General features: G+C 68.9%; 15 protein-coding genes and 2 tRNA genes. 14 read left to right on the top strand and 3 right to left on the bottom strand.

What is annotated here, in order from left to right; genetic code table 11:
* Positions 1 to 90: 90 nt before the first annotated feature.
* Both AC5P6H_RS09440 and AC5P6H_RS09435 read left to right on the top strand, forming a co-directional pair.
* A tRNA-Val gene (locus AC5P6H_RS09440) sits at positions 91 to 165 on the top strand.
* 98 nt (positions 166 to 263) lie between these two features.
* A tRNA-Val gene (locus AC5P6H_RS09435) sits at positions 264 to 338 on the top strand.
* 132 nt (positions 339 to 470) lie between these two features.
* Here the strand turns inward: AC5P6H_RS09435 and AC5P6H_RS09430 are convergent.
* The gene (locus tag AC5P6H_RS09430; RefSeq protein WP_495202552.1) at positions 471 to 773 is read right to left on the bottom strand and encodes a hypothetical protein; all 303 of its coding nucleotides are present in this window, start codon (positions 771 to 773) and stop codon (positions 471 to 473) included.
* Between the two features lie 182 nt (positions 774 to 955).
* On the opposite strand from AC5P6H_RS09430, the gene AC5P6H_RS09425 reads away from it, so the two are divergent.
* On the top strand, positions 956 to 1096 hold the full coding sequence (locus tag AC5P6H_RS09425) for a hypothetical protein (RefSeq protein WP_162838510.1): 141 nt from the start codon (positions 956 to 958) through the stop codon (positions 1094 to 1096).
* An 87-nt stretch (positions 1097 to 1183) separates the two neighbouring features.
* Here the strand turns inward: AC5P6H_RS09425 and AC5P6H_RS09420 are convergent, their stop codons facing one another.
* Positions 1184 to 1468, bottom strand: coding sequence for a hypothetical protein (locus AC5P6H_RS09420; protein WP_014646601.1), 285 nt, complete (start codon positions 1466 to 1468; stop codon positions 1184 to 1186).
* Between the two features lie 29 nt (positions 1469 to 1497).
* A complete protein-coding gene (locus AC5P6H_RS09415; RefSeq protein WP_495202551.1) occupies positions 1498 to 2265 on the bottom strand; it encodes a MipA/OmpV family protein in 768 nt (255 codons plus the stop codon).
* 145 nt (positions 2266 to 2410) lie between these two features.
* Between AC5P6H_RS09415 and AC5P6H_RS09410 the strand changes: the two genes are divergently transcribed.
* From AC5P6H_RS09410 to uvrC, 11 genes are all read left to right on the top strand, one after another.
* A complete protein-coding gene (locus tag AC5P6H_RS09410) occupies positions 2411 to 3082 on the top strand; it encodes a response regulator transcription factor (protein ID WP_005415973.1) in 672 nt (223 codons plus the stop codon).
* 1 nt (position 3083) lies between these two features.
* Entirely contained in the window at positions 3084 to 4427 is a 1344-nt protein-coding gene (locus AC5P6H_RS09405) for a sensor histidine kinase (RefSeq protein WP_142234488.1), read from the top strand.
* 59 nt (positions 4428 to 4486) lie between these two features.
* Positions 4487 to 6886 (top strand): DNA internalization-related competence protein ComEC/Rec2, encoded by a 2400-nt coding sequence (locus AC5P6H_RS09400; protein ID WP_495202550.1) that lies wholly within the window; start codon positions 4487 to 4489, stop codon positions 6884 to 6886.
* A 3-nt stretch (positions 6887 to 6889) separates the two neighbouring features.
* Positions 6890 to 7552 carry a MotA/TolQ/ExbB proton channel family protein gene (locus AC5P6H_RS09395; protein WP_014646605.1) on the top strand — a complete coding sequence of 221 codons (663 nt, stop codon included), beginning with the start codon at positions 6890 to 6892 and terminating at the stop codon, positions 7550 to 7552.
* A gap of 3 nt (positions 7553 to 7555) precedes the next feature.
* Complete coding sequence (locus AC5P6H_RS09390) at positions 7556 to 7978, top strand: ExbD/TolR family protein (protein WP_014036620.1); 423 nt, start codon at positions 7556 to 7558, stop codon at positions 7976 to 7978.
* Positions 7975 to 9723: a lipid A export permease/ATP-binding protein MsbA gene (msbA, locus tag AC5P6H_RS09385; RefSeq protein WP_014646606.1), complete on the top strand. Its 1749-nt coding sequence runs from the start codon at positions 7975 to 7977 to the stop codon at positions 9721 to 9723. Before AC5P6H_RS09390 ends, msbA begins: the two co-directional genes overlap by 4 nt.
* Positions 9723 to 10742 carry a tetraacyldisaccharide 4'-kinase gene (gene lpxK / locus AC5P6H_RS09380; protein WP_032960871.1) on the top strand — a complete coding sequence of 340 codons (1020 nt, stop codon included), beginning with the start codon at positions 9723 to 9725 and terminating at the stop codon, positions 10740 to 10742. The genes msbA and lpxK overlap by 1 nt, the downstream gene beginning before the upstream one ends.
* Before the next feature lie 75 nt (positions 10743 to 10817).
* Positions 10818 to 11591, top strand: coding sequence for a 3-deoxy-manno-octulosonate cytidylyltransferase (gene kdsB, locus AC5P6H_RS09375; protein WP_495202549.1), 774 nt, complete (start codon positions 10818 to 10820; stop codon positions 11589 to 11591).
* Complete coding sequence (locus AC5P6H_RS09370; protein ID WP_014646609.1) at positions 11588 to 12076, top strand: low molecular weight protein-tyrosine-phosphatase; 489 nt, start codon at positions 11588 to 11590, stop codon at positions 12074 to 12076. Before kdsB ends, AC5P6H_RS09370 begins: the two co-directional genes overlap by 4 nt.
* Positions 12073 to 13485: a hypothetical protein gene (locus AC5P6H_RS09365; protein ID WP_495202548.1), complete on the top strand. Its 1413-nt coding sequence runs from the start codon at positions 12073 to 12075 to the stop codon at positions 13483 to 13485. The genes AC5P6H_RS09370 and AC5P6H_RS09365 overlap by 4 nt, the downstream gene beginning before the upstream one ends.
* Entirely contained in the window at positions 13482 to 15326 is a 1845-nt protein-coding gene (gene uvrC, locus AC5P6H_RS09360; protein WP_014646611.1) for an excinuclease ABC subunit UvrC, read from the top strand. Before AC5P6H_RS09365 ends, uvrC begins: the two co-directional genes overlap by 4 nt.
* Positions 15327 to 15339: the final 13 nt, after the last annotated feature.

The following is a 15339-nucleotide window of genomic DNA, read 5'->3' as shown; positions in this document are numbered from 1 at the left end:
TCATCTTCACAAAAGTGTTGCGCTTCCCTGCCGGCATCCGTAATATACGCGGCCTGCACCGACGCAATCGCGGAAATGCAGAAGCAAAACGGGCGGTTAGCTCAGCGGTAGAGCACTACCTTGACATGGTAGGGGTCACAGGTTCGAACCCTGTACCGCCCACCACGAAGTCCTCGCAAAAGGGCTCTCGTGAACTGCAAAGCCCGGCCCTGGCGCCGGGTTTTTACGTAACAAGGCCAGCCTTCGGGCGGCAAGAACAAGATGGGCGGTTAGCTCAGCGGTAGAGCACTACCTTGACATGGTAGGGGTCACAGGTTCGAACCCTGTACCGCCCACCACCTGTTCCCGGCGTTGCCGGTGAAGCGGTGGAAACGATGAAAGCCGGCCCTGGGGCCGGCTTTTTTTCTTTCCAGAGGCAGGACCCCGGCGTTCCCGCGAAGCCACATTCCTGCAGGTTCAGTGGCGTGAAATCAGTGGGTGATGGTGATCGAACGCTGGATCCGCCAGTGGCCATCGACGCGTTCCCACAGCTGCGCTACACCTGCCCGGGCCAGCGCAGCATGCGGGCTGCCGCCACGGTCGCCTGCCAGTTGCTGGCTGCCCAGGCGCAGCACGCGGTCCTGGCGCAGGTGATAGAGCTGCAGGGGCAGCGCTTCATGCGTGTCCTGCGGTCCCTCGGTGCGCAGGATCTGGCTGCGCAGGGCATCCTCGGTGGGCCCGCTGCCGTCGCCGAACAGGCTGGAGAACAGCAGGACCAGGGCAAGCATCGGCATGGCACGGTGCTCCAGCGGGAAAGTGCGTGCAGGCTGGCATGGCCGGCCGGGCACCGCAGCCGGCCTGCGACGAAGGCGGGGATTGCGCCGCCAAAGGCAGGCAGGCGGCGATGAATCCGGGACGCGCAGGCGTAGACTCGGCGCTACCGCGCAACCGCGCCGTCACTTCAACGAGCTGCCGCATGAGCGATCACGTCCCGGTGTCCAGGCCCAATCCATTCCTGGAACGCCTGTTCGGCGGCAACATGCTGGAAGGCACGTTCAAGGCAGTGATCTGGGTGGCGATCCTGTGCGCGCTGCTGGCGTGGACCACGCTGCGCTGAGCGACGCTACCGCGTGGGCTTGGCTGCTGATGCAGTGAATACGGATGCCGCGGCAAGGGTGCGGCGGCAGTGTCCGTGCATGTGCCGTCAGGCGCTGAAGGCCTGGCGCAGGCTGCGCAGGGTTGCCTGGCGGTGTTCCCTGGCCGTCGGCTCGCCCATCTCCAGTTCCTGCAGGCGCAGTCCAACCAGGGTCATCGACAACGCATAGCCGCGTGCCGCGTCGGCAACGCGTGACAGGCCCACTGCACGGCGTGCCAGTGCATTCACATGTTCGAGGTCGGGCATCAGTCCCAGATAGACGCGCTCGGCGCTGTCCAGGTCGGGCGCGCGCAGGATCGCGTGGGCTTCGGTGGCGGAGGAGACGGAGGCCATGGGGGTCCTTGTCCGTAGGGGGCGCTCGCTCAGAACGAGCGCATCAGGGAAACGAAGGCCGACGTCTGCGTGCCACGTCGTGCCATCGGGCTGTCCTTCACTGCATCACCGAACCACTGGTTGGCCACCACGCCGGTGGCGCGCCATTTCGTGCCCAGTGGCGTGCTGACCGCGATCTGCAGGCTCGGCGACGTGGTGCTGCCGGGGCGGTAGGCGGCAAGGCCCGAGCGCAGGGCTTCTTCATCGCTGATGCCGTAGTAGTAGTCGAGCAGCCGTGCACTGGAGTGCACCACGCCCGCCCGCGGCACCCAGGTGAAGCGACCCGCCTGGATCGGGTAGCTGTAATGCAGGCGCGACTCGAAACCGCCGCCATGGCCGGTCACTTCGCGCATCACGCTGGCCTCGACGATGCCCCAGTCGGCGCTGTACTCGCCGTTGATGCCGGCCATGGCCGACATCTGCCGGCTGTGCAGGCGGCGCAGCTGAGCATCGTTCACGTCATCGGTCTTGAAGCGCAGCGTGTAGGGCGTGACCGCCGCCGACAGGCGCAGTCCCTGGCCCTTGTAGAGGTACATGCCCAGCGAGCCGGGGCTGGCGAAGAAGCGCTCGCCCTGCCAGGCAATGGCCGGTACCACCAGCGGTTTGACGTCGTAGTGCGCGTACGCACCGGAGGTCGCGCCAGCGCTGATGCCGGCCTGTACGCCCGGGTTCTGCTCGGCAGCGTGGGCGAGCAACGGCACGCCGAGGGCAGCGGTGAACAGCAGCGGGCGCAGCAGGGTCGGGGACAGCGACGGCATCGATCAGCCACGTTGCGGAGGATGGCTGCGCATGGTGAGGGGGCAACATTGTCAGAACATTGCGCCCGCGTGATCGGCACGCATGGGCGCAAAACCCTGGCGCCAGGCACTATGATCGGCAGCGTTTCCGGCAGACGAGTTCCTGATGCGCATCCTCCTGGTCGAAGACGATCCTGATCTGTCCCGCGCCCTGCAATCGGGCCTGGAGCGGCAGGGCGTGGTCGCCGACGTGGTCGGCAGCCTGGCCGAGGCCGCGCTCGCGTTGCGCGAACCGGTGCACCAGCTGCTGCTGCTCGATCGCCAGCTGCCCGATGGCGATGGCGCCGGATTCGTCGCGACGGCGCGTGCGCTGCGGCCGAACCTGGCGGTGATCATGCTGACCGCCAAGGGCACGCTGTCGGACAAGGTCGAAGGCCTGGACGTCGGTGCCGACGACTATCTGGTCAAGCCGGTGGCGATCGAGGAACTGATGGCGCGCATCCGCGCGGTATCGCGCAGGCCTTCGGCGATGGTGACACCGAGCCTGCGGCTGGGGCGGCTCGAGTTCGATTTCGAATCGCTGCAGGCGCAGGTGGAGGGCCAGCCTCTGGCGCTGCCACGTCGGCAGGTACTGGTGCTGCAGGCATTGGCGATGCGGCAGGGGCGCACGGTCACCCGCAGTGCGTTGGAGGCTGCGGTGTACGGTTTCGACGATGAGATCCAGTCCAATGCGCTCGACGCGCACATCTCCAAGCTGCGCAAGGCACTGCAGCAGGCCGGTGCCGGCGTCGAGATCCACGTGATACGGGGCGTCGGCTACCTGCTGGCGGAGGCCTGAGATGGCCCGTCCGATCCGTTCGATCACCCTTGGCCTGGCCTGGCGCCTGTTCCTGGCGCAGGCCTTCACCGTACTGTTCGCGGTGGTCGCGCTGATCCTGACCTGGGGTGACAAGGACTCCTGGGGCATGGACATGTTCGTTGCCGAGGCGGTGGCCAAGGCGGTGCACAGCGAAGACGGCCGCCTGGTGCTGGACCAGGCGCGCTGGGACAAGCTCGATGCCAACGCCGGGGGAAATCTCTGGTTCGCCGCGGTGGACGACAAGGGCATGTGGCTGGAGCGCGGCATCATCCCCGCGATCCACGCGCCGATGCTCGCGCGGCTGCCGACCGTGGGTGCCACCGAGCTGGGTTCGCTGGTACCGCCCTACCTGGACGTGGCGCGGGTGATGATCCGCAACGAGGATGGGCGCCGCATCACCGTGATGGTCGGTGGAGCACCCAAGGGCGGGCTGCTGGACGGTGCGCTGATGGTGCTGCGCCTGATCGGCCTGTGGTTCTTCCTGCCACTGATCGTGGTCACCCTGCTGGTGATGCCGACCGTGATCCACCGTGCCATGCGCGGTGTGCGCCGTTCCGCGCAGCAGGCCAAGGAGCTGGACATCGGCCAGCCCGGTGCGCGGCTGGATGCGCGGCTGGTCTCCACGGAAGTGGCGCCGCTGGTGGAAGCGTTCAACGATGCCATCGACAAGGTGCAGCAGGGCTACGCCGCGCGCGACAAGTTCCTTGCCGACGCAGCGCACGAGCTGCGCGTGCCGATCGCCGTGGTGCAGGCGCGCCTGTCGCAGCTGCCGCAGGGCGAGCTGAAATCGCAGTTGCTGACCGACGTGGCGCGGCTGGGCAATGTTGCCGAGCACCTGCTTGATCTGCAGCGGCTTGACCGCAATGTCGGCGCATTGCAGCGGCTGGACCTGGCCCTGCTGGTGCGTGAGGCAGCCGCGGACCTGGCGCCGTTGGTGGTGGGCGCCGGCTATGGATTCGAAGTGGACGCGCCGGAAGCGCCGGTGTGGATCCACGGTGACAGCCTGGCGCTGGGGCGGGTGATTGCCAATCTGGTACACAACGCGATCGTGCATGGTGGTGGCCGTGGCACCATCTGTGTGCGGTTGGACACGCGCGGGTTGCTGGAAGTCAGCGACCAGGGCGCGGGCATTCCAGTAGGCGACCGCGAGGCGATCTTCGAGCCGTTCCATCGCCTGCGCGCGGCGGGCAGCGGCAGTGGCCTTGGCCTGCACCTGGTGAAGGAGATCGTGCAGCACCATGGCGGCTCGGTCAGTGTCGGTGAGGCCGCGGGCGGCGGCGCAAGCTTCCGGGTCAATTTCCATCGCGGCAGCGCGCGGCGCTGACGCGTTTGCGGGGCAAGTCCCGATAGGCAACCTGCCGCCGGCAGCGGCAGGCTGGCCTCATGGCCATCGAGCGCTCCCCGTCTCCCTTGCTGGGCAGTGGCACCGCTGGGGCGCTCACACTGGGGGCGTTGGGCTGCGTGCAGCTGTCGCAGCTGCCGCCGCTGTGGGTCTGCACGGTGATGATCGTGCTTGGCATGGCCGGGTGGGGCCTGCGATGGCGGGGGCGCCTGCCGGCGGTCATGCTGCTCGGTGCCGGATGGACGTCGATGCACGGGCACTGGGCAATGCAGGACCAGCTGCCACCGGGCCACCCGGCTCGGGATGTAGTGGTCAGTGGCCGGATCATCGATCTGCCGGATCATCGGGCCGCGCACACCCGCTTCCTGCTGCAGGTCAGCGAGAGCCGCGAACTGCCATCGCTGCGCGGCAAGCGCCTGCAGGTCACCTGGAACGACGGCTGGCAAGGCAGGTCCAGCGCCGCTGCCGAGGGGCGGCGCAGGCAGGTCCTGGCCGGTGCGCAGTGGCAGCTGGCGCTGCGTGTGCGGGCCCCTCGCTCGCGGATCAATCCCGGGGGTTTTGACAGTGAGCGTCATGCGCTGCTGCGTGGCGTAGCCGGCACTGGAACGGTGAGGGCGCCGGCCAGCGCGCGTGAGCTGCAGGCCGGACATGGCCTGCCGGCATGGCGTGAGCGCACCAGCGCCGCCATCGCGATGCAAGTGGCCCATCCGGCCGCCCGTTTCGTGCAGGCGCTCGCCCTGGGCGACACGCGTGGCCTGTCCGACACCGATTGGGATCAGCTGCGGGCGCTGGGGCTGACCCATCTGGTGGCCATTTCCGGATTTCATGTCGGGGTGGTGGCGGGGCTGGGGGCGTTGCTGTGCCGAGGGCTGTGGTGGCTGTGCCCCCTGCTGGCCCGGCATTGGCCACGTCCACAGGCGGCGGCCTGCGCCGCGGCGCTGTCCGCAGCGGGCTATGCGGTGCTGGCCGGTGGTGAATTGCCGACGGTGCGCACGGCACTGATGATCGGGCTGGTGGCCCTGGCGCGCAGCGGGCGGCGCCCGCTCGGTCTCGTGCAGGGGCTTGCGCTGGCGGCGCTGGCGCTGCTGCTGCCGGCGCCCCTGTCGGTGCTGTCAGCGGGCTTCTGGCTCAGCTTCGGCGGCGTACTGTGGCTGGTGTGGTGCTTGCCGCAGGGACGTCCGCGCGGGGTGGCCGCCAACCTGCGCGGGTTCCTGGCCGCACAAGGGGTGGCCAGCGTCGGCCTGTTGCCGCTGGGCATCGCCTTGTTCGGTGGCACCGCCTGGCTGGGGCCGCTGGTGAACCTGCCGGTCATCCCGTGGTGGACATTGCTGGTGGTGCCCCTGTCGCTGCTGGGCACCGCCCTGCAGGCGCTGCACGACGGCGCTGGGCGCTGGGCGTGGCGCGCGGCGGCGTGGCTGTTCGAGATCAGCTGGCAGGCCCTGCAGCCACTGGCGGCGCACCCGCAGGCGATGTGGTGGCTGGCCGAGGCGCCGGCCTGGGCGGTGCCGGCGGCGCTGCTGGGGGTGTTCTGGTGGCTGCTGCCACGGGGTGCCGGGGGCTGGCTGGCTGGCCTGCTGCTGTGCCTGCCGCTGCTGTGGCCGGCGCGTGAGCGCCCGGCCGAGGGGGAGCTGGAGCTGCTGGTGCATGACGTCGGCCAGGGCACGGCGGTGTTGCTGCGTACTGCGCAGCATGCCCTCTGGTACGACGTGGGGCCGCCGAACGGGGGCGAGGGCAGCGAGCGGGTCCTGGTTCCGTCACTGCGGGCCCTGGGCCAGGCGCCGCCCGAGCGGGTGCTGCTCAGCCACGACGATCTCGATCATGCCGGCAACCTGCCGAGCCTGCGTCTTCAGCTGCCGGGGCTGCCATTGCTGGCGCCGCCGGGAAGTACGATCGCCGGGGCCGGCCGTTGCCAGCGCGGCCTGCGCTGGCACTGGGATGGCGTCGATTTCCAGGTGCTGCACCCGGATGCCGGCAGCCAGCGGGCCGAAAACGAAGACAGCTGCGTGCTGCGCGTGGCCGGTGCCCATGGCGTGGTCCTGTTGCCGGGGGACATCGGCCGTCCGGCCGAACAGGCGCTGTTGCGGGCGTCTGCGGCGGCGCTGAAGGCGGATGTGGTGCTGGTGCCGCACCATGGCAGTGGCGGCAGCTCCAGCGCGCCCTGGGTGGCGGCGGTGTCAGCCCGGCTGGCATTGGTCTCGGCCGGCCACCAGAACCGTTTCGGCCACCCGCGCAAGGACGTGGTCCGGCGCTGGCAGGCGCAGGGCGCCGAGGTGGTGTCCACTGCGGAGTCCGGGGCGATCCGCGTATGGCTTGGCGCACAAGGGCTGCAGCTGCGTGAACAGCGCATCCATGCATCCCGGTGGTGGGATGCCGCTGGGCGGGCGCGGTCGGCTGCTATCCTATCGCCGATCGAACAAGCGGCCGTTGGGCCGGAGGGTTGAAACGTGTGGGAACTGGTCAAGGCCGGTGGCTGGCCGATGGTGCCGCTGCTGCTGTTGGGCGTACTGGCTTTGGCGATCATCCTGGAGCGTTTCTGGTCTCTGCGGCGAACGGAGGTGCTGCCGCCCGGCCTCGGCCAGGAAGTGCGCAACTGGGCCGCGCGCGGCAAGCTTGACCCGGCGCACCTGCAGACCCTGCGTGCCAACTCGCCGTTGGGCGCGCTGCTGGCGGCCGCGCTGGAAGCCCGCAACCGCCCGCGCGACCAGATCCGCGAGCGCATCGAGGATACCGGCCGTCACCTGGTGCACCGCATGGAGCGGTTCCTCAACGCGCTGGGCACCATCGCTTCGGCTGGCCCGCTGCTGGGCCTGCTCGGCACCGTGATCGGCATGATCCAGATGTTCCTGGGCATCCTCGACCATGGCGTGGGTGATGTGAACCAGCTGGCCGGTGGCATCGGCAAGGCCCTGGTGTGCACCGCCACCGGCATGATCGTGGCCATCCCGGCACTGATGTTCCATCGCTACTTCAAGGGCCGCATCCACGGCTACGTGGTGGAGATGGAACAGGAGGCCAGCGCCCTGCTGGATACGCTCGACGGCCGCCCGGGGGTGATGAACCCGTCCCCGTCGGCGCGCCCGGCCAACGCCGCTGCGGCGAAGGCCTGATCGATGCGTATCGGCAATGACCGATCCCAGGATGAGCCGCATATCGATCTGGTCCCGCTGATCGACGTCATCCTGGTGCTGATCATCTTCTTCGTGGTCACCACCACCTTCGATGCGCGCTCGACGTTGCAGGTGCAGCTGCCCACCGCCAGCCAGCAGCCCAACAACGAACCGCCGCGTTCGCTCAGCGTGCTGATCAACGCCGAAGGCCGTTATTTCATCAATGACCAGGAAGTGCTGCGCAGCGATGTCGAGTCCGTCAAGCAGACCATCGCCGCCGTCGCCGGCAGTGATCGCAGCCAGCCCGTGCTGCTGCGCGCCGACGCGCGTACTCCCTACCAGGCCGTGGTGACTGCGCAGGACGCGCTCGGTCAGCTCGGTTTCCGTCGTATCGCCATTGCAACTGCGCCAGAGGTGCGTCCATGAGTTCCCATCACGCGCCGGTGTGGCCGATCTACAAACGTCTGCTGGGCTACACCCGCACCTACTGGGTGTTCATGGTGGGCGCGGTCATCGCCATGGTGGTCGAAGCCCTCGCCGGCTATCACTTCACCAAGCTGATGGAGCCGCTGGTCAACGAAGGTTTCGTCGATCCGCAGCCGCGCGCGGCCGTGGTGCTGCCGCTGACCATCCTCGGCCTGTTCCTGATGCGCAGCCTGGCCACCTGGGTCAGCGACTACACGCTGGCCAAGACCGGCCGCAGCGTGGTCCGCGACCTGCGTGAGCAGGTGCTGCAGAAGTACCTGCACCTGCCGTCGTCGCACTTCGATACCGAAGCGACGCCGGTAATGGTCAGCCGCCTCAACTTCGATACGGAACAGGTCACCCAGGCCAGTGCCGACGCGCTGAAGACCGTGGTCGCCGATACCCTCACCATCATCGCGATGCTGGCAGTGATGCTGCAGATGAGCGTCAAGGTGACCCTGGCGATGCTGCTGGTGGTGCCGCTGATCGGCGGCATCGTGTCCTACGTGGGCAAGCGCTACCGTCGCATCAGCCGCGGCATCCAGGACGGCATGGGCACGATGGCGCAGACTGCCGAGCAGTCGCTGGCCGCGCAGCAGGAAGTGAAGGTGCACGGCACCCAGCAGCATGAGATCTCGCGCTACTCGCGCCTGGCCAACCGCATGCTGGCGCTGAACATGAAGGTCGAGGTCACCCGCGCCGCCGCGTCCAGCGTGGTGCAGTTCCTGGCCGCACTGGCGCTGGCGGTGATCGTCTGGGTGTCGACCCGCGAAGCCCTGGCCGGCCGCCTCAATGCCGGCCAGTTCATGGGCCTGATGACCTCGATGATGGCCATCATTCCCTCGCTGCGCCGACTGACCAGCGTACAGACCTCTATTTCGCGCGGCGTCTCTGCCGCCGAGCGCCTGTTCGGCATCCTCGACATGCCGGTGGAGCGTGATGAGGGCCAGCACCGCGTGCAGCGCGTGCGCGGCGAACTGGCGTTCGACCACGTCATGCTGCGCTACCGCGAAGATAGCGGCATTGCCCTGGACGACATCAGTTTCGTTGCCAGGCCGGGCACGGTGACGGCCATCGTCGGCCGTTCCGGCAGCGGCAAGACCAGCCTGATCCGGCTGGTTCCGCGCTTCTACGAGCCCAGTGGCGGCGTCATCACCCTCGATGGCGTGGCCCTGGATGACTATCCGCTGGCCGACCTGCGCCGGCAGGTGGCGATCGTCGGGCAGAAGGTGATGCTGTTCGATGACACCATCGCCGCCAACATCGCCTACGGCATGGAGGCGACCGATGAGCAGATCCGTGCGGCGGCCGAAGCGGCCAATGCCTGGGAGTTCATCGCACGCATGCCGCAGCAGCTGCAGACCCCGGTCGGCGAGAATGGCGCGCTGCTGTCCGGTGGCCAGCGCCAGCGCCTGGCGATTGCCCGCGCGATCCTGCGCGACGCGCCGATCCTGATCCTCGACGAAGCCACTGCGGCGCTGGACAACGAATCCGAGCGCCTGGTGCAGGATGCGCTGCAGCGCCTGATGCCGGAACGCACCACGCTGGTCATCGCGCACCGCCTGTCGACCATCGAGCATGCCGACCAGGTGCTGGTGATGGACCATGGCCGCATCGTTGAACGTGGCACCCACAAGGAGCTGCTCGAACTGGGCGGCCTTTACCAGCATCTGCACAGCATGCAGTTCCGCGAAAGGCAGGACTGATGGCCGGCAAGGGTACCCAGACCCCGGCGTACTGGTACGACGGCAGCCCCGTTCCGTGGACGATGCGCCTGCTGGCGCCGCTGTACGCAGGTGTCACCGCGCTGCGCCGGCGCGCCTATCGGCGTGGCTGGCGCAAGCGCCACTCGCTGCCGGTGCCGGTCATCGTGGTCGGCAACATCACCGCCGGTGGTACCGGCAAGACGCCGCTGACCATTGCCCTGGTCGAGCGCCTGCGCGCGGCCGGCTGGAAGCCGGGCGTGGCCAGCCGTGGTTATGGTCGCGAAGACGCCGACAAGCCGCTGTGGGTGCAGGCCGATACGCCAACTGCCAAGGGCGGTGACGAGCCGGTGCTGATCGCCTGGAAGACCGGTGTGCCGGTGCGCGTGGACCGCGACCGTGTCGCCGCCGGCAAGGCGCTGATCGAGGCCGGCTGCGATGTGATCGTCTGCGACGATGGCCTGCAGCACTACCGCCTGGCGCGCGACATCGAGATCGAAGTGGTCGATGCGCAGCGTCGCTACGGCAATGGCCGGATGATTCCGGCCGGGCCGTTGCGCGAGCCCGTCAGCCGCGCCAGCGAATGCGATTTCCGGGTGGTCAACCTCGGCCAGGCCGATGAGGAAACCGCAGCGCAGGCCTGTGGCTTCGGCCAGTGGCCGATGGCGCTGCACATCGACAGTGCACAGCCGCTGGCCGGTGGCCGCGCTCGCCCGCTGGCGTACTTCAAGGGCCAGCGCGTGCATGCGGTGGCCGGCATTGCCCATCCCCAGCGCTTCTTCGACATGTTGCGCGCGCGCGGGATCGGCGTGGTGCCGCATGCGTTCGCCGACCACCAGGCCTACCAGCCGCAGGACCTGTCCTTCGGCAGCCAGCTGCCGGTATTGATGACCGAGAAGGACGCGGTGAAATGCCGTGCGTTCGGCAACGACTGGCACTACGCGGTTCCGTTGCGCGCCGAGCTGCCCGCGGCGTTCTGGGTGGCGCTGACCGATCGCCTGGACAAGCTGCGGCCGAACTGAGTGGTGCGGCGGCGCTTGCATTCACGCGCTGCTGCCCGCATTCCCGTTGTAACGAGCCTGCCGAGTACCGCCTGCATGACTGAATTCGTCGTCGCCATTCCGGCCCGCTATGCCGCCTCGCGGCTGCCGGGCAAGCCGTTGCGCCCGCTGGGCGGCGAGCCGCTGGTGCTGCATGTGGCGCGCCGCGCGCTGCAGGCCGGTGCCCGTGAAGTCTGGGTAGCGACCGACGATCAGCGCATTGCCGATGCGCTGTCCGGGCTGGCCGAAGTGAAGGTGGCGATGACCGCGACCACGCACGCCTCCGGCACTGATCGCCTGGCCGAATGCGCACGCATTGCCGGCTGGGCCGATGACACGGTGGTGGTCAACCTGCAGGGCGACGAACCGTTCGCACCGGCGGCCGGTATCCGTGCGGTGGCCGATGCGCTGGTCGCAGGCACTGCGACGATGTCGACTCTCGCCACGACCGTCGAGGACGCGCACACCCTGTTCGACCCGAACGTGGTGAAGCTGGTGCGCAACGTGCGCAACGAGGCGATGTACTTCAGCCGCGCGCCGATCGCCTGGCACCGCGACGGCTTCGCACGCGGCCGCGACACGCTGCCGGACGGCCACCACTGGTTGCGCCACATCGGCATCTACGGCTATCGCGCCGGCTTCCTGCAGCAGTTCGCGGCGATGCCGCCGGGCCAGCTGGAGCAGGTCGAATCGCTGGAGCAGCTGCGCGTGCTGGAAGCGGGCTATCCGATCAGCGTGGCGATCTCGCCCGAGCCGTTCCCGCCGGGCATCGACACGCCCGAGGACCTAGAGCGCGCCGAGGGGCTGCTGCAGGCGATGGCGCCGCGATGAGGCTGCTGGTCGTTTGCCTCGGCAACATCTGCCGTTCGCCGATGGCCGAAGGCGCGCTGCGCGCACGCCTGGATGCCTCGCCGCTGGCCGGGCGGGTGCAGGTTGATTCGGCTGGCACCGGCGACTGGCATGTGGGCGAGCCGCCGGACCGCCGCGCGATCGCCTGCGCGGCCGGGCACGGCGTGGACATCGGCGGCCTGCGCGCACGCCAGCTGCAGGCCGTGGATTTCGACCGTTTCGACTGGATCCTGTGTGCCGACGAGGCCAACCTGCGTGATGCCGGGCGCCTGGCATCGGCGGCCCAGCGTGAACGGCTGGCGTTGTACCTGCCCTGGTCGGGCGTTCAGGGGCGGGTAGCCATCCCCGACCCCTACACCGGCGGCAGCGATCATTTCGAACAGGTCTGGTCGCTGGTCGACGATGCTGCAAAACGTGCGGTGGCACGACTGTTGCATGACGCCGACTCCGGCATAATCGGGTCATGAACGTCCAGCCCGTCCCGGACCTGCCCGAGTTCGCCACCTGGCTCAATGCCACCCCTTGCACCCTGACCGAACTGCGCGGCCGGCCGGTCGCGCTGCTGTTCGTCAATGCGGCCTCCGCCTGGAGTGCGCAACGCCTGGCCGAGTTCGGCCAATGGCTGTCGCGCCACCCCGGCAAGCTGCAGCCGCTGGTGCTGCAGGTGCCGCGCTTCGATTTCGAGCGCGACGCCAGTGCCGCACTGAAGCTGCTGCGCCGCCAGGGTCTGGCCATGCCCGTACTGCTCGATGCCGATTGGGATGGCTGGCGCCGCTTCGGCGTTACCGCCTGGCCGACCGTGGTGCTGCTGGACGCGCAGGGTCGCGAGCAGCAGCGGCTGGTCGGGCAGGGAGCACCCGGTGAACTGGAGCGCGCCCTGAACACGCTGTGCCAGGGCGCGCCTTCGGCGCCGCCGCGCGGCGGCAGCGAACTGCATCCGGAACCACGCCAGGCGCTGCGGTTCCCGCTGGGCCTAGCGGTCAGCACCGAACGCCTGTACATCGCCGACAGTGGCCACCACCGCATTCTCGAATGCAGCCATGGCGGCCGCATCCTGCGCCAGTTCGGCCTCGGTACCGCCGATTTCATGGACGGCAACCTGGCCGAAGCGGCGTTCCACCGCCCGCAGGCGCTGGTGCTGGAGCGCGATTCGCTGTACGTCGCCGACACCGGCAACCATGCGGTGCGCCGCATCAACCTGCTGACCGGCATCGTCGACACGCTGTGTGGCAATGGACGTCCCGGTGCGCCGATGGAAGGTCCGGTGGCGCAGGCGCGGCAGGTCTCGCTGGACCATCCTGTCGGCCTGGCCATCGCCGACAACCAGCTGCACATCGCGATGGCCGGCGACAACCGCATCTGGAGCTACCACCTGGGCCAGCGCAGCCTGCAATGGCGCGCCGGCAGTGGTTCCATCGACGAGCGTGACGGCAGCGGCCACCTGGCTGCCTTTGCCCAACCGACTGCGCTGGCCGTGGTGCAGCAGGTGTTGTACGTCGCCGACGCCTTGGGATCCTCGATCCGTGCACTGCAACTGCGCGGCGACCTGGTGCAGACGCTGGTCGGGCAGGGGCCCTGGCGCTTCGGCAGCGAAGACGGCCCGCGTGCGCAGGCCAGCCTGCAGTATCCGCAGGCGATCGCATTGAGCGCGGACGCTCCGCTGCTGTGGATTGCCGATACCGGCAACGGTCGCCTGCGCACGCTGCGCCTGGGCGGCGGTGAACTGACCACCCAGCCGCTGCCGCGCCGCCTGCATGGCCCGGCCGGATTGGCGGTGGGCGCCGGTGCGGTGTGGATCGCCGAGACTGACGCCCATGCCGTGCTGCGATTCGACCCCGACAGGGGCGTGCTCAGCGAAGTCCCGATCAGCGAATGACCGACGTTCCCGCCCCGGCCTTCGACGGCAAGGCCTTCGCGGCCCAGCTCAGCACCGCCCCTGGCGTGTACCGCATGTACGCCGCCGACGACACCCTGCTGTACGTGGGCAAGGCGCGCGCGCTGCGCAACCGTGTCGGCAGCTATTTCAACGGCAGCCCGAAGAACGCGCGGATCATGTCGATGATCTCGCAGATCACGCGCATGGACGTGACCGTGACGCGCTCGGAAGCCGAGGCGTTGCTGCTGGAAAACCAGTTGATCAAGTCGCTGTCGCCGCGCTACAACGTCTCACTGCGCGATGACAAGACCTATCCGCATGTGCTGCTGACCCGCGAGGACTGGCCACGCATCGCGCTGCATCGTGGTCCGCGTGCCATTCCTGGGCGCTACTTCGGGCCGTATCCCGGCGTCACCGCCGTGCGCGAGACGCTGAACCTGATGCACAAGCTGTTCAAGCTGCGCAGCTGCGAGGACAGCGTGTTCCGCAACCGTTCGCGACCGTGCCTGCAATACCAGATCGGGCGTTGCAGCGCGCCGTGCGTGGAGCTGGTCCCGGCGCCGGAGTACGCCGAGTCGGTGCGCCGCGCCGCCCTGTTCCTGGAAGGCAAGAGTGACGAGCTGACCCGCGAACTGGGCGAGCAGATGCAGGCCGCCAGCGAGGCGCTGGAGTTCGAGCAGGCCGCGCGCCTGCGCGACCTGATCTCCTCGCTGCGCAGCATGCAGACCCGCCAGTACGTGGATGGCCGCGCCGCGGACCTCGATGTGCTGGCCGTGGCCATGCAGGGCTCGCAGGCCTGCGTGCTGCTGCTGGCCTTCCGTGATGGTCGCAACCTCGGCACCCGCCCGTTCTTCCCGCGCACCAATGGCGAGGAAAGCCCGGAAGAGGTGCTTGCCGCCTTCGTCTCGCAGTACTACATCGAATTCGAGCCGCCGCGCGAGATCCTGCTGGACCGCGAGATTCCCGACGCCGACCTGCTGGTCGCCGCGCTGTCGGCCTCGGCCGAGCGCAAGGTGCAGCTGAAGTGGAACGTGCGCGGCGAGCGCGCCGGCTATGTGGAACTGGCCAGCCGCAACGCGCAGCTGACCCTGGCCACCGAACTCAACAGCCGCAATGCGCAGCACGCGCGCAGCGATGCGCTGCGCGAGATGCTGGGCCTGGCCGAGCCGGTCAAGCGTGTCGAGTGCTTTGATATCAGCCACACCCTGGGCGAGGCCACCGTAGCCTCGTGCGTGGTGTTCGACGCCGCCGGCCCGGTGCGCGCGCAGTACCGCCGCTTCAACATCAGCGGCATCGAGCCGGGCGACGACTACGCCGCCATGCGCCAAGCCATCGACCGCCGTTTCCGCCGCGCAGTGGAAGAGCAGGGCGTGCTGCCGGACGTGCTGCTGATCGACGGTGGCGCCGGCCAGCTGTCGCAGGCCCAGGCCGCACTGGCCGATCTGGGCGTGGAAGGCGTGCTGCTGGTGGGCGTGGCCAAGGGCGTGGAGCGCCGTGCCGGCCACGAAGCGCTGGTGATGCCCGATGGCCGCGAGCTGCGCCCGGGCGCGGCCAGCCCGGCGCTGCAGTTCATCCAGCAGGTGCGCGACGAGGCGCATCGCTTCGCCATCACCGGCCACAGGGGGCGCCGCCAGAAGGCGCGGATGACCAGCAAGCTGGAGGATATCCCCGGCATCGGGCCGCGCCGCCGCGCCAGCCTGCTCAAGCATTTCGGCGGCCTGGTGGGCCTGAAAGCCGCTGGCGAAGCGGAAATCGCCAAGGTGGAAGGCATCAATGACGCCCTCGCGGCACGTATCTACGCTAACCTGCACGGGTTGGCCACGCCTGATGCGGCCGAGTAGAGAGAGAAGCACG

Source organism: Stenotrophomonas sp. YJH_SMC_110, from assembly GCF_059369255.1.
The sequence above is the reverse complement of the archived record's forward strand: the minus strand, read 5'-3'. Positions and strand labels throughout refer to the sequence as shown.